20 protein-coding genes, 2 tRNA genes and 1 pseudogene are annotated in these 18,717 nt (G+C 65.1%); 10 read left to right on the top strand and 13 right to left on the bottom strand.

The window, feature by feature from the left end:
• The first annotated feature begins 168 nt into the window (after positions 1-168).
• Positions 169-245, top strand: a tRNA-Pro gene (locus ACZ2IA_RS21625).
• A 57-nt stretch (positions 246-302) separates the two neighbouring features.
• Positions 303-378: transfer RNA gene (locus ACZ2IA_RS21630), tRNA-Thr, on the top strand.
• 209 nt (positions 379-587) lie between these two features.
• Here the strand turns inward: ACZ2IA_RS21630 and ACZ2IA_RS21635 are convergent.
• Positions 588-872, bottom strand: coding sequence for a c-type cytochrome (locus tag ACZ2IA_RS21635; protein ID WP_470294661.1), 285 nt, complete (start codon positions 870-872; stop codon positions 588-590).
• Positions 873-884: 12 nt separating this feature from the next.
• A complete protein-coding gene (locus ACZ2IA_RS21640) occupies positions 885-2,108 on the bottom strand; it encodes a molybdopterin-dependent oxidoreductase (protein ID WP_470294662.1) in 1,224 nt (407 codons plus the stop codon).
• 235 nt (positions 2,109-2,343) lie between these two features.
• Between ACZ2IA_RS21640 and ACZ2IA_RS21645 the strand changes: the two genes are divergently transcribed.
• Positions 2,344-2,808: a hypothetical protein gene (locus tag ACZ2IA_RS21645; protein ID WP_470294663.1), complete on the top strand. Its 465-nt coding sequence runs from the start codon at positions 2,344-2,346 to the stop codon at positions 2,806-2,808.
• 294 nt (positions 2,809-3,102) lie between these two features.
• On the top strand, positions 3,103-3,351 hold the full coding sequence (locus tag ACZ2IA_RS21650) for a hypothetical protein (RefSeq protein WP_470294664.1): 249 nt from the start codon (positions 3,103-3,105) through the stop codon (positions 3,349-3,351).
• Positions 3,352-3,510: 159 nt separating this feature from the next.
• On the opposite strand, the gene ACZ2IA_RS21655 is transcribed toward ACZ2IA_RS21650, so the two are convergent.
• On the bottom strand, positions 3,511-4,458 hold the full coding sequence (locus ACZ2IA_RS21655) for a LysR substrate-binding domain-containing protein (protein ID WP_470294665.1): 948 nt from the start codon (positions 4,456-4,458) through the stop codon (positions 3,511-3,513).
• A 146-nt stretch (positions 4,459-4,604) separates the two neighbouring features.
• Between ACZ2IA_RS21655 and ACZ2IA_RS21660 the strand changes: the two genes are divergently transcribed.
• Genes ACZ2IA_RS21660 through thrH form a run of 3 tightly spaced genes read left to right on the top strand, consistent with a single transcriptional unit; the run spans position 4,605 to position 6,669 of the window.
• Positions 4,605-5,384 carry a 2OG-Fe dioxygenase family protein gene (locus tag ACZ2IA_RS21660; RefSeq protein WP_470294666.1) on the top strand — a complete coding sequence of 260 codons (780 nt, stop codon included), beginning with the start codon at positions 4,605-4,607 and terminating at the stop codon, positions 5,382-5,384.
• Between the two features lie 60 nt (positions 5,385-5,444).
• The gene (locus ACZ2IA_RS21665) at positions 5,445-6,062 is read left to right on the top strand and encodes a LysE family translocator (protein ID WP_470294667.1); all 618 of its coding nucleotides are present in this window, start codon (positions 5,445-5,447) and stop codon (positions 6,060-6,062) included.
• A 10-nt stretch (positions 6,063-6,072) separates the two neighbouring features.
• The gene (gene thrH, locus ACZ2IA_RS21670; RefSeq protein WP_470294668.1) at positions 6,073-6,669 is read left to right on the top strand and encodes a bifunctional phosphoserine phosphatase/homoserine phosphotransferase ThrH; all 597 of its coding nucleotides are present in this window, start codon (positions 6,073-6,075) and stop codon (positions 6,667-6,669) included.
• A gap of 112 nt (positions 6,670-6,781) precedes the next feature.
• Here thrH and ACZ2IA_RS21675 read toward each other — a convergent pair whose 3' ends face one another.
• The 8 genes and pseudogenes from ACZ2IA_RS21675 to ACZ2IA_RS21710 all read right to left on the bottom strand — a co-directional run bounded on the left by ACZ2IA_RS21675 (position 6,782) and on the right by ACZ2IA_RS21710 (position 12,213).
• Positions 6,782-7,183: a GFA family protein gene (locus ACZ2IA_RS21675; protein ID WP_470294669.1), complete on the bottom strand. Its 402-nt coding sequence runs from the start codon at positions 7,181-7,183 to the stop codon at positions 6,782-6,784.
• 141 nt (positions 7,184-7,324) lie between these two features.
• The gene (locus ACZ2IA_RS21680) at positions 7,325-7,834 is read right to left on the bottom strand and encodes a GNAT family N-acetyltransferase (RefSeq protein ID WP_470294670.1); all 510 of its coding nucleotides are present in this window, start codon (positions 7,832-7,834) and stop codon (positions 7,325-7,327) included.
• A gap of 26 nt (positions 7,835-7,860) precedes the next feature.
• Positions 7,861-8,457 carry a DJ-1/PfpI family protein gene (locus ACZ2IA_RS21685; protein WP_470294671.1) on the bottom strand — a complete coding sequence of 199 codons (597 nt, stop codon included), beginning with the start codon at positions 8,455-8,457 and terminating at the stop codon, positions 7,861-7,863.
• A gap of 31 nt (positions 8,458-8,488) precedes the next feature.
• The gene (locus tag ACZ2IA_RS21690; RefSeq protein ID WP_470294672.1) at positions 8,489-8,830 is read right to left on the bottom strand and encodes a nitrilase-related carbon-nitrogen hydrolase; all 342 of its coding nucleotides are present in this window, start codon (positions 8,828-8,830) and stop codon (positions 8,489-8,491) included.
• A gap of 119 nt (positions 8,831-8,949) precedes the next feature.
• Positions 8,950-9,243: pseudogene (locus ACZ2IA_RS21695) on the bottom strand (nitrilase-related carbon-nitrogen hydrolase); the annotation flags it as partial.
• 96 nt (positions 9,244-9,339) lie between these two features.
• Positions 9,340-10,299, bottom strand: coding sequence for an agmatinase (gene speB / locus ACZ2IA_RS21700; RefSeq protein ID WP_470294673.1), 960 nt, complete (start codon positions 10,297-10,299; stop codon positions 9,340-9,342).
• 118 nt (positions 10,300-10,417) lie between these two features.
• Positions 10,418-11,518 (bottom strand): polyamine ABC transporter substrate-binding protein, encoded by a 1,101-nt coding sequence (locus tag ACZ2IA_RS21705; RefSeq protein ID WP_470294674.1) that lies wholly within the window; start codon positions 11,516-11,518, stop codon positions 10,418-10,420.
• Positions 11,519-11,673: 155 nt separating this feature from the next.
• Positions 11,674-12,213, bottom strand: a complete 540-nt coding sequence (locus tag ACZ2IA_RS21710) for a helix-turn-helix domain-containing protein (RefSeq protein WP_470294675.1) — start codon at positions 12,211-12,213, stop codon at positions 11,674-11,676.
• Between the two features lie 554 nt (positions 12,214-12,767).
• On the opposite strand from ACZ2IA_RS21710, the gene aroQ reads away from it, so the two are divergent.
• From aroQ to ACZ2IA_RS21725, 3 genes are all read left to right on the top strand, one after another.
• Positions 12,768-13,217: a type II 3-dehydroquinate dehydratase gene (gene aroQ, locus ACZ2IA_RS21715; protein WP_470294676.1), complete on the top strand. Its 450-nt coding sequence runs from the start codon at positions 12,768-12,770 to the stop codon at positions 13,215-13,217.
• Positions 13,214-14,083 carry a shikimate dehydrogenase gene (locus tag ACZ2IA_RS21720; protein ID WP_470294677.1) on the top strand — a complete coding sequence of 290 codons (870 nt, stop codon included), beginning with the start codon at positions 13,214-13,216 and terminating at the stop codon, positions 14,081-14,083. Before aroQ ends, ACZ2IA_RS21720 begins: the two co-directional genes overlap by 4 nt.
• A gap of 62 nt (positions 14,084-14,145) precedes the next feature.
• Positions 14,146-15,462, top strand: coding sequence for an MFS transporter (locus ACZ2IA_RS21725; protein ID WP_470294678.1), 1,317 nt, complete (start codon positions 14,146-14,148; stop codon positions 15,460-15,462).
• 47 nt (positions 15,463-15,509) lie between these two features.
• Here ACZ2IA_RS21725 and ACZ2IA_RS21730 read toward each other — a convergent pair whose 3' ends face one another.
• Together ACZ2IA_RS21730 and ACZ2IA_RS21735 are read right to left on the bottom strand one after the other, a co-directional pair.
• Positions 15,510-16,172 (bottom strand): TetR/AcrR family transcriptional regulator, encoded by a 663-nt coding sequence (locus tag ACZ2IA_RS21730; protein WP_470294679.1) that lies wholly within the window; start codon positions 16,170-16,172, stop codon positions 15,510-15,512.
• Positions 16,173-16,335: 163 nt separating this feature from the next.
• Entirely contained in the window at positions 16,336-18,261 is a 1,926-nt protein-coding gene (locus ACZ2IA_RS21735) for a bifunctional sugar phosphate isomerase/epimerase/4-hydroxyphenylpyruvate dioxygenase family protein (protein WP_470294680.1), read from the bottom strand.
• Between the last annotated feature and the right edge of the window lie 456 nt (positions 18,262-18,717).

Below are 18,717 nucleotides of genomic sequence, written 5' to 3' on the forward strand. Positions count from 1 at the left end.
GGGTGTAGCTTAGCCTGGTAGAGCGCTACGTTCGGGACGTAGAGGCCGGAGGTTCGAATCCTCTCACCCCGACCAGATTCGCTGTTTTCGATGTGCAATGCCCAGCGTTGCCAAGCCGGACCAAACCGTGTAAATTGCCGCTTCTTCAACGTTCGCGTTGAACTAATTCGGGGTGTAGCTTAGCCTGGTAGAGCGCTACGTTCGGGACGTAGAGGCCGGAGGTTCGAATCCTCTCACCCCGACCAGAATTAAAAAGAGCCTTGGTGATATTTCTCGTCAAGGCTCTTTTGCCAAGTTGGTTTGCCAATGTAGCTCAGTCGGTAGAGCAACTGATTCGTAATCAGTAGGTCGAGTGTTCGATTCACTTCATTGGCACCATAAAAACAAGGGGTTAGCGCAAGCTAACCCCTTTTTTTGCTCCTGGCGCCCAACAGAATGTCAACCGCGTCAACGGGTTCAGTTCTCTAGCCTCTAGCAAGCAGTCAGGGGCAAGCCTTCAGGTCCGCCTCGGCAAGAGCGTGATCTTGAACGATCCATGCCAAGAATGTGCGCTACGGTGGGGCAGGCCACAGCCTGGAAAGGCGCACTTACTTCGGTTTGCCGTACTGCTGATCAAGGTAGTCGAGTATCTTGGGTATGTCCTCGGCTTTGATCGGGGCGCCCATGACTTTCACCATCTTGTTGACCGTCGTTTCCCAACCCTTGCGGTCGAGAAAGCGCGAGTTCATCTGGATGTAGTCCAGGCTGTGACACATGGCGCAGTTTGCGACGACGAGATCCCTGCCTTCGCCGGGCCTGAGCGTCACCGTACTCTCGTTCGCCGACGCCAGAGTCGGAAGCAGCAGCAAGCACCAGTAGAGTTTCGGTTTCATGGCGGGCTCCGTTCACGCTACTTCGACGACGACGCGATGGACCAGGTTGTGGTGATAACCCGCTGGATTCGCGATGAGTTCGAATGTTTGCGTTTGGCCGACGCGATTGGTGGCTCTCGCCATCAGTGTGTAGCGGCCTTTTCGATCAGGACGGAACAGGTGGCGCCATTGGCGGAAGGAGAAGCGGCCATGGTCGGTGCCCAACTCGGCATTGCGCCAGCTCGTGCCGCCGTCGGTGGAGACCTCCACCTGCCGGATGCCGTAGCCGCCGTCCCAGGCGATCCCCGCCACCTCGATCGGCGTGCCGGGACGAAGCCGTTGTCCATCGTGCACGCTGGTGATCAGGGAGTTGACGACCATCTCGGTGATGGGGGTGTTGACCGGCGTTTCTTGCGATAGGAAGCGGTCAATCAAGGGAAACTTGCCGACGGGCACCCGATAGGCGGTTTTCATCCAGAAGCCGTCGAACGGCTTAGCGACGACGTTGATGGTGGTCAGATGTTTGACCCAATAGGTGGCCGTCCAACCGGGGACGACCAAGCGTGCCGGGAAACCGTTCCAGTGCGGGAGCGGCTCACCGTTCATCTCCAGGGCGATGAGCGTATTCTCGTCGAGCGCCTTCCATAGCGGCAGGCTTTTGACGAAATCCGGCGTCTTGTCGATGACGCCTTCGTCAGCACCGTCGAAGACAATTTCGAGCGCTTCTTTTTTGACACCTGCTTTGTTCAGCACGTCGCGTAGCCGAATCCCACGCCAGCGCGCATTGCCCATCGCGCCGTAAGCCCATTGCACACCTGGTACGTGCGGCTGAAACAAGCCCCGTCGGTTGCCAGAGCATTGGCAGACTGCCGCGATTTCAACCATCTCGAACCGTCGCAACTCCTCGAGCGTCAGCACGAGAGGACTGGCAACTTCTCCACTTATGCGCAGTTGCCAGGTATTCGGCTCGACTTGAGGAATATTGGCCAGGTGATAGCGTACAAAGAACGCCTTATTGGGGGTAAAGGCGGTGCGAAAGTACTCTATGGGTGTTTCGTAGTTAGGCGGGCGAAAGCTTCGTTTGATCAAGGGCACCTTGCCGGGGAGCGCCTCCAGTAGAGAGGATTCTCGGGTACCGTCGGGTAGCTCCAGTGGACCCATTTCTGCGCTTTGCGCAGGGGACGGGAATCCTCCGCCCGCCAGCAACAAGCCGCCGGCACTCATGCGCAGAAACTCGCGCCTGCTAACCACACCCATAGCAGCCTCCTGACGCGTTTTTTTTTCGAGTTGGCTCTATGTTAGCTCTCGCCGAATGGAATACAACATCCTCCAATGACTGGCCGGTTTGGGCCGAGCAACGCCCTAGAAATGGCGGAGCAGACCGAGGTGTGCGCAAGCAACCCCGTTCCGCTGCCCGTCAAAGTAGCTTTGACAAGGCGTGGTCGATATTCGATACCCAGAATGGTGTCTGGCGGATTGGGGGAGGGGGATCATGGGCGATGGAAAGTGGTTGGCGGGCATGCTGCTGTGCCTGGTTACAACGCAGGTGCTGGCCGATGAGCAGCTGGTGAGCGAGATTGCCCGCTCGCTGAGAATCGCGAAAGTGGCTAAACAGGAAGCGGCCGCTGCAGCGGCCCAAGCCCCGTCGGCCCAGTCTCCTCTCCCGACCACCCCTGCCAATCCCGCGACTAACGCGCTTTGCGAGGTAAGAGGCGGGCAGATCTACAAGATGGATGGTGGCAAGGCGCAGCCGTCCAAGTGGCTGCGCACCTGCGGGGCTTTCCCCAAGCAGGCGTTCAAGAAGGAGGAGGTGACGGCGTGCCTGCGCCATCGCGCTTATTCGGAGATCCTGTTTGAAGACAATACCGCCATCCAGGTCGAAGAGAACGTGTCGACCGGCGATCTGTGCCAGGGCAAGTGGGACAATAGCGCCTACAAGGCCGATGGCAATACCTGATAGGGAAGCGTCGCCTGTAGCAGGGGGCAGGGGTCACGCCGTGTCGGCGTCATACTCGGATTGGATGGTGCGACGCGGCGCGGCGAAATTCAATGGTGTTTATGTGGCGACTGTGTGATGGCGGGTTTGACTCCGGTGGCCGGTGGTCAAACAAGTGCTGAGTTTTGTACACAGCCGCTGTTGCCGGCTCGGGCTACGCTCAAGGCTCGCGACATGGTGCGCTGCGGATGGTGTAGGCGCCATGTCATGGCAAGCCTCGGGCGGCCCGCGTCGCCCCCATCACACAGGACCTTGATGCCCAACCGGACCTTCGTATACCTCTACCGCGCCCGCTATGGGCAAACCTTTGCCACCCGCCGCTGGGGGCAGACGGGCTGGCGAGTGCTCGAGAGCGATCAGGCCGAGATCGACATTGCCCCGGCCGCTACCGGCCAATCGACCGCCTCGTTTGTGCGTCGCCATAACCGCCGGGTCGCCCTGCTCAGGGATGTCGTGCCGAGACCGGAACTGGCCGGTTACCGCCGTCGCAAGCCATGCGGTTAGCCGGTGTAGCTGCGGTCAGAGCCACAAGCTCGGCGCGCCCGTGCTCCCGGTACCGCCGTACGCCAGGGCCTGATGCGGCATCCCCAAAGACTCCCCCTGCGCTTTATCCCCTTTCCTCGTGCTCTCCCTCTCGGCCACCGACTGACTGCAGCGGGTGCGTCACACGCTGTTTCCTCCCCCATCGTCGTTCTGATTTTCCCGCCTTGACAGGCTGCTAGGCTGGCCGGCTTGGGTGCTGGCGGTCTCGCTCAGCTCCTCGACCAGCCAGTCGCGGAACGCCTCGCGGCGCGGGTCTCCGTCGATCGGGAGCGGGGAGAGCAGCAGGTACTCCGAGCCATCCGGTACGAAACCGAACGGCGCCACCAGCCGGCCGCCGGCCAGCTCGTCGGCGACCATATACAGCGAGCCGATGCTCAGCCCCAGGCCGGCACTGGCCGCCTGCAGACTGAGGTAGAAATGCTCGTAGCGGTGCTCCGCGTCGGCGGCCAGTGTCTGCCCGGCCGTGGCCTGCCAGCGTGGCCAAGCGTCCGGCCGGCTTTGCGTGTGCAGCCGCGCCGGCCAGGGCTGGCCGCGGCTCAGCCGGGCCGCCAGTTCGGCGCTGCAGACCGGCCCGACCCACTCCCGGCCGAGCGGTGCGACATGGACCGCGTCGCCGTGCGGAAAGTCGTTGCGACGCAGCGCCAGGTCGACCCGGCTGGTGGTGAAGTTGATCGCTCCACCGGCGGTGAACAGGTGGATCTGCAACTGCGGGTGTTGCTGGTGGAAACGCGCCAGCCGCGGGATCAGCCAGCGCATCGCGATGGTCGGCTCGCACGACACCACCAGCGGCGCATCGACGGCCGGCTGGCGCAGCCGCTCGATCGCTTCGGCCAACCTGGCCAGTGCCGGCGCGCAGGCCTCCTGCAGCAGCAGGCCTTCGCGGGTCAGGAATACCGCGCGGTTGCGGCGCTCGAACAGCGCCACGCCGAGCATCGCCTCGAGCTGGGCGATCTGGCGGCTGACCGCACCGTGGGTGACGTGTAGCTCGGCGGCGGCCTTGACGAAGCTGGTGTGACGCGCCGCGACGTCGAATACACGCAGGCTGTTGAGCGGTGGCAGGCGGGTCATTATCGGTGATATTTACTCACATAATTTATTGAGCATAAATCGTTTTTCCTAGGACGGCAACGCGACGAAAATTGGCTTGTCTCGGCCTACCGGCACGGTGGCCTGTCTTGACCAGTGATGAAATCGCACACTCAGGAGAAACAGGGATGGATGCAGTACTCGAGCAAGCCGACCAGCAGCTGGCCCCGCTTCACGACCCGCACACCGCACTCGACGCCTTGGGCCAACGGCTTGCCCAGCAGGCCTTCTGCTTCATACCGGCGGCCCGGGTCGCCACCTTGCTGATGCAACTGAACCCGGCGGCGCTGGCCGAGTTCGGCCAGTTCCAGCAAAGCTGGGAGCGCCTGGCCGAAGACGGCTATATGGCCGATGGCGGCCGTTATCGGCGCCGCCGCCACGCCACGCTCAGCGCCCAGCCGGCGGCGCGTCAGGCGCGACTCGAGCCGCACCAGCCTCACTACCAGACGCTCGACTACAACACGCTGAACGGCGGCATCGCGCGCCATTACCAGCCGATCGAGGCTGAAATCCAGCACGGCGCGACGCTGACCACGCTGCTGAACCTCGGTTGCGAACTGTTCGGCCGACTCGCTCCGGACGCCGCCTGGCATATCGAGGTGCACCAGTTCCGCATCGAGGCCGGCCGGGGCATGGAAGGGCGGCCGACCCCGGAGGGGGTGCACCGTGACGGCGTCAGCTTCGTGCTGATGCTGCTGGTGAAGCGCCACAACGTGATCAACGGCGCCACCACCATCTACGATCTGGAAAAGCGCCGGCTCGACCAGTTCACCCTGACCGAGCCGCTCGATCTGGCCATCGTCAACGATGAGCAGGTCTACCACGGTGTCACGCCGATCGTGCAGCTCGACCCCTGCCACGAGGCGCACCGCGACGTGCTGGTGATCACCTTTCGCCGCCGTGACTGAGCCGCCGTGCCGCGGCCTGTACGGGCCGCGGCAGCCAATTGCCTGCACAGGATATCCGCCATGAACGAACTGATCGCCGTCGCCGTCATCACTATCCTTGCCGTCATCAGCCCGGGCGCCGACTTTGCCATGGTGACGCGCAACAGCTACCTGTACGGCCGCAAGGCCGGCCTCCTGGCCGCACTCGGCATCGCGCTCGGGGTGCAGGTGCACGTCACCTACACCATGCTCGGCGTCGGCCTGTTGATCGCCAAGGCGCCGCTGCTGTTCAACGCGATCAAGTTCGTCGGCGCCGCCTACCTGGTCTACATCGGCTACAAGACCTTCGTCACCCGCAGCAAGCTCAGCGTCGACCTGTCCGGTGGCGCGCCGATCTCGGACTTTGCCGCGCTGCGCACCGGCTTTTTGACCAATGCGCTCAACCCCAAGACCACGCTGTTCGTGGTCAGCACCTACACCCAGGTGGTGAGGGTCGACACGCCGCTCCTGACCCAGATCGGTTACGGCCTGTTCATGTCGTTCGCGCACTGGGCCTGGTTCACGCTGGTCGCGCTGTTCTTCTCGCACAGCCGGCTGCGCAACGCGATGCTGCGCGGCCAGGTGCTGCTGAACCGCAGCATCGGCACGGTGCTAGTGGGCTTGGGCGTGGCGCTGGCGTTTGCGCCGATGGGACATTGAGGAGAGCACGATGAACAACGTTGCCTGTATCGACCTGGAAGGCGTGCTGATCCCGGAGATGTGGCCGCACATCGCCGCCGAAACTGGCCTGTCCGAGCTGAACCTGACCACCCGCGAGGAGCCCGACTACGCCAGGCTGGTGGCGTTCCGGATCAGGCTGCTGCGCGATAACGGCATCCGACTGACCGACCTGCAGACGCTGGTCGACGCGTTAGAGCCGCTGGCCGGCGCGCGCGCCTTCGTCGACCGGCTGCGCCAGTCGTACCGGGTGGTGCTGGTGTCGGACGCATTCCGCGAGATGGTGGTGCCGCTGTGGCGCAAGCTCGGCGAGCCGGAACTGCAGTGCCACCGCTTCGAGTGCGACGACGCCGGCTATATCGTGCAGCCGCATTACGTGCGCCGCGCCGGCAAGCAGGAGGCGCTGCGGCCGTTCCAGGGTTGTCACACCGTCGCGGTCGGCGACGCCTTCAACGACCTGACTATGCTGCGCGAGGCGAGCCAGGGCTTCCTGTTCCGCCCATCGGCCGAAACCCGAGCGGCGGCGGCCGACCTGCCGGTGGCGCACAACTACCGCGAGGTGCTGCAGGGGATAGGGCTGGCGGTGTGATCGGGGCGGCTGGCCGGGAGCAACGTCGGTTCCGGCGCGGCTAGCGCCCGGCCGCTAGCCACCGCTGCGGCCGGGCTCGTTCCGGCAGGCCTGCATCACCCGCCGCCCACCCTTACTCCCGGCCCGGCTGCCATTCCGGATAGGCGGGCAAGTCGTCGCCGTGCGCGAGCCATGGTGCCGCTTGCGACTGCCAGATCGTGTAGGCGGGAGTGACGCCCGGGTCGTCGTCGAGCGTCGCCACCCGCAGGATCCAGTGCGGCTGGCCGGCGCGTTCGGCGGCCAGTTGGGTGCCGCAGCGCGAGCAGAAGTAGCGGGTCTTACCTGGCGACGATTCGTAGCGGCTCAACAGCGCCTCGCCGCGCAGCCAGTGGAAATGCTCGCGCCGCACCGCCGCCGCGCTATTGAACGCGGCGGCGTGCGCCTTGCGGCAGGTATGGCAGGCACAGTGGCCGATTTCCGAGTCGAGCCGATCGATTTCGTAGGCGATTTCGCCGCACAGACAGCTGCCTTGCATGGGGTTTCTCCTTGTTTCTGCCGATCTCTAGAGTCACTAACAACACTCAGCGAAGCGGTGCTGCTCGCCGCGCTGCCGTAGACAGTACAAGTCGTACGGCAAGGCAGCGCAACAACGCCGGGAGGGTGTTGTTAGCGGCTCCTAGTCGGCGATGTCGTCGAGGAAGCGGTACATCACGTAGGCGTCGACCTCGCCGAGCGTGGCGTGGCGGAACGCGCGCGGCAGCGTGCCGACGATGCTGAAGCCGAGCTTCTGCCACAGCTTGACCGCACCGTGGTTGCTCGCCACTACGAAATTGAACTGCATCGCGGTGAAGCCGGCGCGTTTGGCTTCGATTAGGCAATGCCGGCCCAGCGTCAGGCCGACGCCGCGGCCGTGCGCGTTCGGGTCGACCATGAACGAGGCGTTGGCGACGTGGTCGCCGAGGTCGCGCTGGTTGGCGACCAGCTTGTACATGCCGATGACGCGCGCGTCGTCGAGCGCGACCCAGATGGCAATGCCCGGGCCGAACCAGTAGGCGCGTGCATCGTCCTCGCCGGTGGCCGGGTCGAACACATAGCTGTCGCCGCCGGCGATCACCGCGCGGAAGATGCCCCACATCGCCGGCCAGTCGGCGGCGGTGGCGGGGCGGAGGGTCAGGGTATTGCTCATTACAGGGCTTTCATGGGTAGCCGAAATTACAGATAGGGCCGGATCACGGCGAGTGCGTGCTCGACGTAGGCGTCCTTTTCGCCGACCGGCGCGACGTAGTGCAGCGCGGCGGCGGCGCTGTCGAGATCGGCCAGCCGGGCGATCAGCCAGGCGGCCAGATACGCCGACGCCAGGCAGCCGCCGGCGCTGGCGACATTGCCGCGCGCGAACAGCGGTTGGTTCAGCACCGCGACGCCGGCTTCCTCGACCCAGGGCTTGGTGATCAGGTCGGTACAGGCCGGCACGCCGTCGAGCAGGCCGAGGCGGGCGAGCAGCAGCGTGCCGGAGCACTGCGCGCCGATCAACTGACGACCCGGATCAAGATTCAGCTCGGCGAGGAAGGCCGGATCGGCCGCGTAGTCGCGGGTCCTGATGCCGCTGCCGACCAGCACCGCGTCGGCCTGGCCGGCTTCGGCCAACGTTGCCTGCGCGGCCAGCGTCACGCCGTTCATCGAGGTGACCTGCGGGGTGGGGCAGGCCAGCGACACCCGCCAGCCGGGGCGCTTCACCCGGTTGAGAATGCCGAGCGCGATCAGTGAGTCGAGCTCGTTGAAGCCGTCGAGGGTGAGGATGGCGATGTGCATGACACGCTCCGCAACGTTGGCCGAAGCCGTTTCAGGATAGGGATACCGACTGGCCGCGCCAGCCGTTCGCGCCGCGTTCGACGATCAGCAGTGCTTCGCCGCTATCCGGCGCCACGGCGATGCGCTCGCCGTGTTCATCCCACAGCGCGCTGCCGCCGGCGCACGGCCAGCCACCGGACGGTGCTCCGTAGTTGGCCAGCAGCACCGCCATGCGGTGTTCGCGGGCGTAACCCTGCAACTGGCGGGTGTCGGCCGGGTAGCCGTTGGCGCTGAGTAGCATGCCGGCGCTGTAGACGGCGGCGCCGCTTTGCTTCGCGGCGGCGGCGTGTTCGGGATGGCCGGTGTCGGCGCAGATCGCCAGCGCCACGGCCATTGTGTCATCGAGCGTCGGGTCAGGCCGGCCGAGCCGGCCACGAACACCGCGTCCTCGCCGGGATGCAGATGCTGCTTGGCGTAGTGGCTGACGCTGCCGTCCGGATGGAAGACCAGCGCGGCGAGCCGCAAGCTGCCGTCGGTGAGAAGCAGCGGTGCGCCGGCGATGACGGTGATCGCGTGCCGGCGCGCCGCTTCGGCCAACGGTGCGAGCCGCGCGTCGTCCAGCGTCACCGCACAGTCGCGTGCCAGCGCCAGTTCGTAGCCGGTCAACGACAGCTCGGGAAACTGCAGCAGCGTGACGCCGTGGCGGGCGGCGGTGGCGATGATATCGAGGTGGCGGGCCAGGTTGGCCGAAAGGTCGCCGGCGAGCGGGGCGGTCTGGGCGGCGGCGAGGACGAGCGGGGCGGGCATGGGCGGCTCCGGATGGCTAAGCGCTCATCATACCGGGTCTGCTTGGGTTGTTGTGCGGAGGGTGAAAACAGCGCCCGGGCCGGGCGCTATTGGTGCTCAGCGGCGGGTCTTCTGCCGATGCAGCAGGCAGAGCAGCTCGAAGCCGATATTGGCGGCGGCCAGCGCCGAGATGTCGCTCTGGTCGTACGGCGGTGCCACCTCGACCACGTCCATGCCGACCAGGTGCAGCGGGTCGAGGCCGCGCAGGATCGCCAGCGCCTGCACGCTGCTCAAGCCGCCCGGCACCGGGGTGCCGGTGCCTGGGGCGACCGAGGGGTCGAGGCAGTCGACGTCGAAGGTGAGATAGCAGGGGCGGTCGCCGACGATGGCGAGAATGCGCTGCAAGGTCGCCTCCGGACCGTGGGCGTGCACCCACGGCGCGTCCAGCACCTCGACGCCCATGAAGTCGTCGTTCCAGGTGCGGATGCCGACCTGCACCGAGCTTGCCGGGTCGATCAGCCCCTCGCGGATCGCCTTGTAGAACATTGTGCCGTGGTTGAGGCTCATCGGATCGTCGTCGGGCCAGGTGTCGCAGTGCGCGTCGAAGTGGATCAGGCTCAGCGGTTGGCCGAACCGTTCGACATGGGCTTTCAACAGCGGGTAGGTGATGTAGTGGTCGCCGCCCAGCGTCAACATGCGTGCGCCGCTGGCGAGGATGGTGCGCGCGTGCTCGACGATGCTCGCTGCGATGGTGTCCGGGCGATGCGCGTCGAACCAGCAGTCGCCGTAGTCGATCACCGCCAGCTCGTCGAACGGGGCGACGCCGTGCGGGAACGGTTTCAGGTCGGCGAACATCACCGACGCGGCGCGGATCGCCGCCGGGCCGAGCCGGGCGCCGGGGCGGAAGGTGGTGGCGAGATCGAGCGGCACGCCGCTGACCACCACGTCGACGCCGGCGAGGTCGCGGCTGTAGCGGCGGCGCAGGAAGCTGGTGACGCCGGCGAAGGTGTTTTCGATGCTGCTGCCGTAGGGGGAGAGGCGACGGATCGCGCCGTCGCCGTAGAGGAGTTCAGACATAGGGATACCGCTCCAATGGCCGGCCGCGCGCTGGCGGCCGGTGGATGCCCATCGATGTTTCAACAGCCGACGTGTAGAGGCTGCCACGGGTCGAGGCCCGTGCGGGGAGACGGCCGGATCAGTCCTTGTGCGTCTTGACCTCCTGCCACAGCCGGGTGGTGAGGCGCTGGATAGCCGGCGTCATCGGCGTCTGGACGAAGCTGTTGCGCAGCTCTTCCTTGCCAGGAAAGATCGACGGGTTGTTGCGGTGCTCGGCGGCGATCAAGGGCCGGGCCGCCAGGCTGCCCGGCGCGTAGGTGACGAAGTTGGCGTTGGCCGCCGCCACCTTGGGCTGCAGGTTGTAGTCGATGAAGCGGTAGGCGTTGGCGACGTCCGGCGCATCCTTCGGGATCACCATGCTGTCGATCCAGATCGCGACGCCTTCCTTCGGCACCAGCGGCCGGATCTTCACGCCGTTCTTGGCCGCCTCGGCGCGGCGCCGCGCGATGTTCAGGTCGCCGCCGTAGCCGAGCACCAGGCAGAGATCGCCACGGGCCATCTCGTCCATATAGCCCGACGAGGAGAAGCGGGTGATATAGGGGCGGATAGTCTTGAGCAGCGCGGCGGCGGCCTGGTAGTCGGCCGCGTTCTGGCTTGCCGGGTTCTTGCCCAGATATTTCAGCGCAAGCGGGAACACCTCGGTCGGCGAGTCGAGCATGCTGACGCCGCAACTTTTCAGCTTCGCCACGTAGCCGGGCTGGAACAGCAGGTCCCATTGCTTGGCCGGCAGCGGGCCGCCGAGTTTGTTGGCGACCCGGTCGACGTTGATGCCGAGGGTGTTGATGCCCCAGAAGAACGGCACGGCGTACTTGTTGCCGGGGTCGGCCTGGCTCATCAGCTTCAGCAGCTCCGGATCGAGGTCCCGGTAGTGCGGCAGCTTGCCCTTGTCGAGCGGCAGATACAGCCCGGCCGGGATTTGTCTGGCCAGAAACACGTTCGACGGCACCACGACATCGTAACCGGACTTGCCGGTCAGCAGCTTGGTCTGGAGGATCTCATTGCTGTCGAAGGTGTCGTAGCGCACCTTGATGCCGGTTTCCTTCTGGAACTTGGGGGCGGTGTCTTCGGCCAGGTAGTCGGCCCAGGCGTAGAAGTTGACGACTGGAGAGCTGGCGGAAAACGCGGCACTGGGCAACAGCGCCGCCGTGGCGAGGACGAGGAGGGTGCGGGAAGGTTTCATGATGCTCCCTTGCAGGGCACGGGCAGTCTGGAATGCCCGTGCTGCTGCGCCCGATCACGTGGACAGGACGACTCCCATCGATGTTTTAGCAGCCGACACGTTGAGGCTGCCGCGGGATGTAGCTCCCGCGCGGCTATCTAATGCTTGTCGGCGGCTCAGGCCACCACCCACAGCACTTGTGCCACCGTGTCGCCCAGGTTGGCGTAGCGGTGAGGGCGCGACGAGTCGAACTGAAAGCTGTCGCCGGGGCCGAGTTGCTGTTCTTCGCCGTCGACCCAGAGCGTCAGCGAGCCTGCCAGCACCAGGCCGCCCTGCTCGCCGGTCTCGCTGATCTGCCGCTCGCCCGAATGGGCGCCCGGTGCGAGCTCGCCCATCAGCATGTGAAACCGGCCGGTCAGCGCCGGCGACAGCAGCGTGTCGTGGACGCCGCCCTGGTAATGCATCTCGCGCCGCTCCTGCGAGCGCACCAGCCACGGATGCGGCGCCGTCGCGGGCGCGGAGAAGAAGTAGGCGGTGCTGACCTCGAGTGCGGCGGCGATGGCGATCAGATCGTCGATCGCGGGCTCGCTCAGGCCGCGCTCCAACAGCGACAGGAACGCCGGGGAGCGGCCGATGCAGTCGGCCACGTCCTGCAGGGTGCTACCGCGTTGCTTGCGACGCTGACGGATCAGCGTGCCGATGGCCGGTGGCGACATGATGAAAAGCACCGTCGAGGTTCTCGTAAAAAAATTGTGCAATTTTTTTACGAGATAGTAAAGGCTGGCGTAGCGCCGCTAACAAAATCCAGCGGGGCGGTTCTGCTCGTCGCGCTGCCGCAGGCGTACAGGTAGTACGACAAAGCAGCGCAACAACGCCGGAATGGCTTTGTTTGCGAGCTCTTAGAGTATTTGTTCGATTGTCGCACTGTGTTTGCAGCGTCATCCTTGACGCCGCAGACCGGCCTACCTAAATTGATGTTCGATAGCCATACAAAAGGGCGGTAATCGCCCAGATCCCTTCGGCCGCCGCATTACAGCCTGCTGTGGTTGGATGCTCGCCCGGGGAGGATCGATGGCGTTTCCTGGCTGCGCCGTACGACGCAGCCTTCATTTCACCCTTCGCATGTACCAACTGGTACATTGTGGCGTTGGCTACGGTGGGTCTGATGCCGTTACCGAGCAAGGAGAGCATGCATGAGCCTAATTCTTTATCAAAATAATCAACCGGTCGGTACGTTTAAGTGCGCCACCGCACACGGCGGAGGCACGGCATGAGCGCCCGCGTTCTCGTCCTCAGCGGTCCGAATCTGAATCTGCTCGGCCAGCGCGAACCCGATGTCTACGGCTCCGAGACGCTGGCCAGCGCGGAGGCGGATTGCCGATCGGTGGCCGAAGCGCACGGCATGGCGCTGGAGTTCCGCCAGAGCAATTGGGAAGGGCAGCTGATCGACTGGATCCACGAGGCGCGGGGGCGTTTCGACGGCATCGTGATCAATCCCGGCGGGCTGACGCACACCTCGATTGCGCTGATGGACGCGCTGGGCGCCTACGGCGGCCCGGTGATCGAGGTGCACGTCTCCAATGTGCATCGCCGCGAATCGTTCCGCCGGCACTCCTACGTTTCGCTGGTCGCCCAGGGGGTGATCTGTGGCCTGGGCATTCAGGGCTACAGCCTCGCCGTCCAGCGTCTCGCCACCTTGTTCAAGAAGGATCCCGCATGACGACTTCGCTTATTCCCGCAACGCGTCCCCACCTGGTGGGGCTGATCGGCGAGGGCATTCAGGCCTCACGCTCCCCGTCGCTGCACGAAGAGGAAGGCCGGGCGCAGGGGCTGCGCTATCTGTACCAACTGCTCGACCTGGCCAAGATCGCTAGTGGGGTAGAGGCGCTGCCGCAGCTGCTCGATTCGGCCGAACTGATGGGCTTTGCCGGCTGTAACGTCACCCACCCGTGCAAGCAGGCGGTGCTCCCCCTGCTCGACGAGCTGTCGGAGGATGCGGCCGCGATCGGGGCGGTGAACACGGTGCTGTTCAAGGGCGGCAAACGCATCGGCCACAACACCGACTGGTGGGGCTTCGCCGAGAGCTTCCGGCGCGGCCTACCCGATGTCGCCCGTCGCCGCGTTGTGCAGCTGGGTGCCGGCGGTGCCGGCGCGGCGGTGGCGCACGCCGCACTGATGCTCGGCACCGAGACGCTGCTGCTGCACGACACCGACCCTGTCCGTGCTCAAACGTTGGCCGAACGCCTGTGCCGTCACTTCGGCGACGGGCGTGCCGTCGTCGCCCGGTCGCTGTCCGAGGACATCGCCACCGCCGACGGGCTGATCCATGCCACGCCGGTCGGCATGCTCGGCCACCCCGGGATGCCCTTGCCGGCCGAGCTGTTGCGGCCCCAGCTATGGGTGGCCGAGGTGGTGTACTTCCCGCTGGAGACCGAACTGCTGAAGACCGCGCGTGCGCTGGGCTGCCGGACCCTCGACGGCGGCGGCATGGCGGTGTTCCAGGCGGTCGAGGCGTTCCGGCTGTTTACCGGCCTCTCGCCCGATCCGGCAAGGATGTTGCAGCACTTCGCCGCAATGGGCGCTTAGACCCAGCGAAACAGCTACAAGAACTCTCGTCAGAGAGTGTAGAACTACAAAGGAGACAGACCATGACTCAAGCCTATGGTGTACCGGCGACGCCGGCGACACGCGCACAAACGCCCACCCGGGCCCGCTTCTTCATCCTGGGCCTGATTGCGGTAGGCACGATGATCAATTATCTGGACCGTGCGGTGCTCGGCATCGCCGCGCCGACGATGACCAAGGAGCTGGCGCTCAATCCGGCGATGATGGGCCTGATCTTCTCGGCCTTCGCCTGGACCTATACCGCCGCGCAGATCCCCGGCGGCATCCTGCTCGACAAGATCGGTGCCCGGCTGACCTATCTGTTCTCGGTGACGTTCTGGTCGCTATTCACGCTTCTACACGCGTTTGCCGGTAATCTGACGACGCTGCTGGCGTTGCGATTCGGGCTCGGCATCAGCGAGGCGCCGTGCTTCCCGACCAATAGTCGCATCGTGGCAACCTGGCTGCCGCAGCACGAGCGGGCGCGCGGCACCAGCATCTATACGGTAGGGGAGTACATCGGGCTGGCGTTCTTCAGCCCCTTCCTCTACTGGATGCTCGAGACCTGGGGCTGGCACACCATCTTCATCTTCACCGGCAGCCTGGGCTTCCTGTTTGCGATCGCCTGGCTGCTCGGCTACCGCGAGCCGCACGAGAGCAAGCGTGTCAACCAGGCCGAGCTCGACTATATCGCCGAGGGCGGCGGGCTGGTCAGTGCGGCGGCGCAGAAGCCCTCGTTCGAATGGCGGCACGTCAAGGCGCTACTGGCCGAGCGCCAGATCCTCGGCATCTGCCTCGGCCAGTTCGCCGGCAATTCGACGCTGGTGTTCTTCCTCACCTGGTTCCCGAGCTATCTGGTCACCGAGCGCCATATGCCGGGCCTGAAGGTGGGCTTCATGGCGATGATGCCGTTCATCGCCGCCTCGTTCGGCGTGCTGTTCGGCGGCTGGTGGTCCGACGGCATGCTGAAGAAGGGCCGTTCGGCCAACGTGGCGCGCAAGTTGCCGATCATCATCGGCCTCTTGCTCGCGTCCACCATCATCAGCGCCAACTATGTCGAAGACCAGTCGACCGTGATCGCGATCATGTCGGTGGCGTTCTTTGCGCAGGGAATGGCGTCGCTGGGCTGGACGCTGGTGTCGGACATCGCGCCCAAGGGCCAGCTGGGCCTGACCGGCGGGGTGTTCAACGTCGCGGCCAACCTGGCCGGCATCATCACGCCGCTGGTGATCGGCCTGATCGTCAGCGCCACCGGCTCCTTCGTCGGCGCGCTGGTGTTCATCGGCGTGCTGGCCCTGATCGGCGCCGCCGCCTACATCGTCGTCGTCGGGGACATTCGCCGCATCGAACTGGACGATTGATCAGATAGCGATGGTTGAGAAGCGGACGGGTTTCCCGTCCGCTTTTTTCATGCCTTGAGAAAAGCGAGCACGGTGTCGACGACCAGCCGGCGGTGACGCTGCCGATTCTCGTCGGCGGCCATGTCGCGGCCGAACAGCGCGGCAAAGGTATAGCGGTTCGATACCCGGAAGAAGCACAGCGAGCTGATCAGCATATGCACATCGATCGCGTCGACGTCGGCCTTGAACAGCCCGGCGGCGCGGCCGCGCTCCAGCACCGATTCGATGCTGTCGATCACGCTGCGGTTGCTGTTGCGGATGCTGCGCGACTTGGCGATGTGGCGGGCGTAGTGGATGTTTTCGATGCTGACCAGCCGGTTGAACTCCTGGTGGGCGCTGTGATAGTCGAAGGTGAATTCGACCAGCTTGGTGATCGCTTCTTCCGGCGGCAGCGACTCGATGTGCAGCTCCTGCTCGACCTCGCGGATAGCGCCGTAGACCTGTTCGAGCACCGCGATGTACAGCCCTTCCTTGGTCCGAAAGTAGTACACCACCATCCGCTTGTTGGTCCCGGCCCGCTCCGCGATCGCATCGAGGCGGGCCCCGCTCAGGCCGACGCTGGAGAACTCGGCCAGCGCCGCTTCGAGGATGCGGCGGCGCATCCCCTCCGGGTCGTTCTTGCGGCGGACCGGCTGGCTGCTGTCGGTCGGTCGGTAGGAAGAGGCATCCAAGGGAGAGACTCCGCTGCAGGCTGAAAGCCAGCATCTCACGAGGTTTTGCCCGGGCTGTCAACGATTGTCCGAACGACGCGAAAAAAAGCCCCCGCCGAGGCGGGGGGAAGTGGAGTGCAGAGAGTCAGAAGTCTCTCCCTGCGTGATGACTTAACCGGCTGATCTAGTCGAACCAGCGCGGATCGTTGCCCTGCGCCCTGGACCGCGCCTGCGCCAGCGCGGCCAGCCGCACCGGCACGTTGGCCGCACCGTACTGCCCGTAGCCGCCGCGCCGCTCCAGGATCTCGAAGAAGAAGCGCTCCTCGAACGGCTCGGTGTAGACATGCAGCAGCTCGCTGCCGTTGGGCTCGCGGTCGTAGAGCACGTTGGCGGCCGCCAGTTGCGCGACGAACTCGGGGGCGAGGTCGAATCGCGCGGCGAGGTCGTCGTAGTAGTTGCGCGGGATCTCCAGCAGCGGCAGGCCCGCGTCGCGGGCGGCGGCGACCGCGGCGAAGATGTCGTCGCTGGAAAACGCCACGTGCTGCAGACCCGAGCCGCGGTAGGTCGACACCGAACGGGCGATCGCGGTATTGCGGTTTTCCGAGATGTTGAGCGGGATGCGGATCGCGCCGTTCCGGCTCTTCACCACCCGGCTCTTCACCAGGCCGTAGGGATCGGGCAGCACCCATTCGTGCTCGGTATCGAAGCCGTAGACGGTGCGGAAATACAGGATCCAGCTGTCCAGCGCTTCGGCCGGTAGGCCGAGCGCGAAATGATCGATGGTATTGAGCGTAGCCGGCTCAGCGGCTGGCGCGCCAACCGGCTCGAAGTCGCTGTCGTAGATCGAGCGGCCGTCGAGGCCGGGATCGACCAGGTATTGCAGGCTGCCGTCCGGGGCGCGCACCGCCGGAATCTGCCGCTCGTTCGGACCGACGCGGCTGTCGAACGGTCGGGCGCGGTACAGCTTGGCGCGTTCCAGCGCCGCGTGGCCGTCGTCGACGCGGAACGCGGCGGCGCACAGCGACGGGCCGTGCGAGACGAAGAAGGCGTGCGCGAACGAGTCGGACTCGGCGTTCAGGATCAGGTTGACCTTGCCCTGACGGTACAGGTCGACGTTCTTCGACTTGTGCCTAGCGGCATGGGCAAAGCCCAGCTTGGCAAACCAGCCGGCCAGCCGCTTGGCGGCGGCGTCGTCGACCGCGAACTCGAGAAACTCCACGCCGGTGAAATCGACCGGCGGCGGCGGAGAGAACAGCGCCTCGGCCGACGGGCCGGCGGGGCTGGGTGCAGCGGCCAGTTTCTGCCGGGTGTTTTCCTCCAGATACAGCAAGGAGCGCAGGCCGTCGGCGGCGGTGGTCCGGGTCGGCGCGGCGCGGAAGCCGTCGTTGAAGATCTCCAGCGACAGCGGGCCGTCATAACCGCTCCGCAGGATCGGGGCGAGGAAGGCCGCGATGTCAAAATCGCCCTGGCCGGGGAAGCAGCGGAAGTGCCGGCTCCATTCCATCACGTCCATCGCCATCTGCGGCGCATCGGCCAGTTGCAGGAACACGATCTTGTCGCCGGGGATCTCGGCCAGCGGCGCCAGGTCGTCCTGGATGGCCAGGGTATGGAAGCTGTCGAGGATGATGCCGAGGTTGGGGTGGTCCACCGCTTTGACGATCTGCCAGACGTGGCGGTAGGAGTGCACGTAGCGCCCCCAGGCCAGGGCTTCGTAGCCGACCAGGATGTCGCGCCGTGCCGCGCGTTCGGCCAACTTGGCCAGATCGTCCGCGATCACGCCATCGTCGCGGATCACGTCCGGCCGCACACTGCTGCAGACCAGGATGCGGTCGGTTCCCAATTCCTGCATCAGGTCGAACTTGCGCTCGGCCCGGTCGAGGTTCTGTTGCAGCTGGTCGCGGGGTCCCCCTTCGAAGTCCCGGAACGGCTGGAACAGCATGATCTTCAGGCCGAGGTCGGCGCAGATCCGGCGGACATCGCGGGGTGAACCGTCGAAGTACAGCAGGTCGTTTTCGAAGATCTCCACGCCGTCGAAACCAGCGGCCGCAATGGCCTCCAGTTTTTCCGGCAAGGTGCCACTGAGCGACACGGTGGCGATGGAATGCTGCATGGTTTCTCCTCTCACGCATTTTGTACCCGGCCGGGGTTTCCTCGGACCAACCCGAGCACCCATTGAGTAGATCGATAATCGAACAAATGTGCATTATTCGGCCAACGCGACGTTAACTATAGTGTTATGTACCAATTGGTTCAATAGTCGGATGATGGGGAAACGACGCAAGGTCAGAGCAGCTTCCCGCGCGTGGAAGGCAGGGTATGCACGAATTTTTGTTTAGTCAGACCGTCGGCGGGCTTGTGAGAAGGCGCTGAGCGCCGAGATGAAACAAGCATGGCATGGAGGAGCCGGTTTCGAGCCAGTCGGGCGACACCCGCAACGGCCGGAGTCGCAAAATGCCCGAGGGCGAGCCGTTCAACGAGAGGTCCTATGCTGTTGGCGCTCACTGAATTTTGACCAGCCGTGCTCGTTGAATTTTGACCAGGCATGGAGGCCGCCCGCGCAGCGGCC

Source organism: Crenobacter sp. CS_VA4 (assembly GCF_055597485.1).

Coding starts and splice junctions, on each gene's coding strand:
- ACZ2IA_RS21635 (WP_470294661.1), bottom strand. CDS start 872: ATGAAACCGAAACTCTACTGGTGCTTGCTGCTGCTTCCGACTCTGGCG.
- ACZ2IA_RS21640 (WP_470294662.1), bottom strand. CDS start 2,108: ATGGGTGTGGTTAGCAGGCGCGAGTTTCTGCGCATGAGTGCCGGCGGC.
- ACZ2IA_RS21650 (WP_470294664.1), top strand. CDS start 3,103: ATGCCCAACCGGACCTTCGTATACCTCTACCGCGCCCGCTATGGGCAA.
- aroQ (WP_470294676.1), top strand. CDS start 12,768: ATGAGCGCCCGCGTTCTCGTCCTCAGCGGTCCGAATCTGAATCTGCTC.
- speB (WP_470294673.1), bottom strand. CDS start 10,299: ATGTCTGAACTCCTCTACGGCGACGGCGCGATCCGTCGCCTCTCCCCC.
- ACZ2IA_RS21660 (WP_470294666.1), top strand. CDS start 4,605: ATGGATGCAGTACTCGAGCAAGCCGACCAGCAGCTGGCCCCGCTTCAC.
- ACZ2IA_RS21725 (WP_470294678.1), top strand. CDS start 14,146: ATGACTCAAGCCTATGGTGTACCGGCGACGCCGGCGACACGCGCACAA.
- ACZ2IA_RS21645 (WP_470294663.1), top strand. CDS start 2,344: ATGGGCGATGGAAAGTGGTTGGCGGGCATGCTGCTGTGCCTGGTTACA.
- thrH (WP_470294668.1), top strand. CDS start 6,073: ATGAACAACGTTGCCTGTATCGACCTGGAAGGCGTGCTGATCCCGGAG.
- ACZ2IA_RS21655 (WP_470294665.1), bottom strand. CDS start 4,458: ATGACCCGCCTGCCACCGCTCAACAGCCTGCGTGTATTCGACGTCGCG.
- ACZ2IA_RS21720 (WP_470294677.1), top strand. CDS start 13,214: ATGACGACTTCGCTTATTCCCGCAACGCGTCCCCACCTGGTGGGGCTG.
- ACZ2IA_RS21705 (WP_470294674.1), bottom strand. CDS start 11,518: ATGAAACCTTCCCGCACCCTCCTCGTCCTCGCCACGGCGGCGCTGTTG.
- ACZ2IA_RS21690 (WP_470294672.1), bottom strand. CDS start 8,830: ATGGCCGTGGCGCTGGCGATCTGCGCCGACACCGGCCATCCCGAACAC.
- ACZ2IA_RS21680 (WP_470294670.1), bottom strand. CDS start 7,834: ATGAGCAATACCCTGACCCTCCGCCCCGCCACCGCCGCCGACTGGCCG.
- ACZ2IA_RS21710 (WP_470294675.1), bottom strand. CDS start 12,213: ATGTCGCCACCGGCCATCGGCACGCTGATCCGTCAGCGTCGCAAGCAA.
- ACZ2IA_RS21735 (WP_470294680.1), bottom strand. CDS start 18,261: ATGCAGCATTCCATCGCCACCGTGTCGCTCAGTGGCACCTTGCCGGAA.
- ACZ2IA_RS21675 (WP_470294669.1), bottom strand. CDS start 7,183: ATGCAAGGCAGCTGTCTGTGCGGCGAAATCGCCTACGAAATCGATCGG.
- ACZ2IA_RS21665 (WP_470294667.1), top strand. CDS start 5,445: ATGAACGAACTGATCGCCGTCGCCGTCATCACTATCCTTGCCGTCATC.
- ACZ2IA_RS21685 (WP_470294671.1), bottom strand. CDS start 8,457: ATGCACATCGCCATCCTCACCCTCGACGGCTTCAACGAGCTCGACTCA.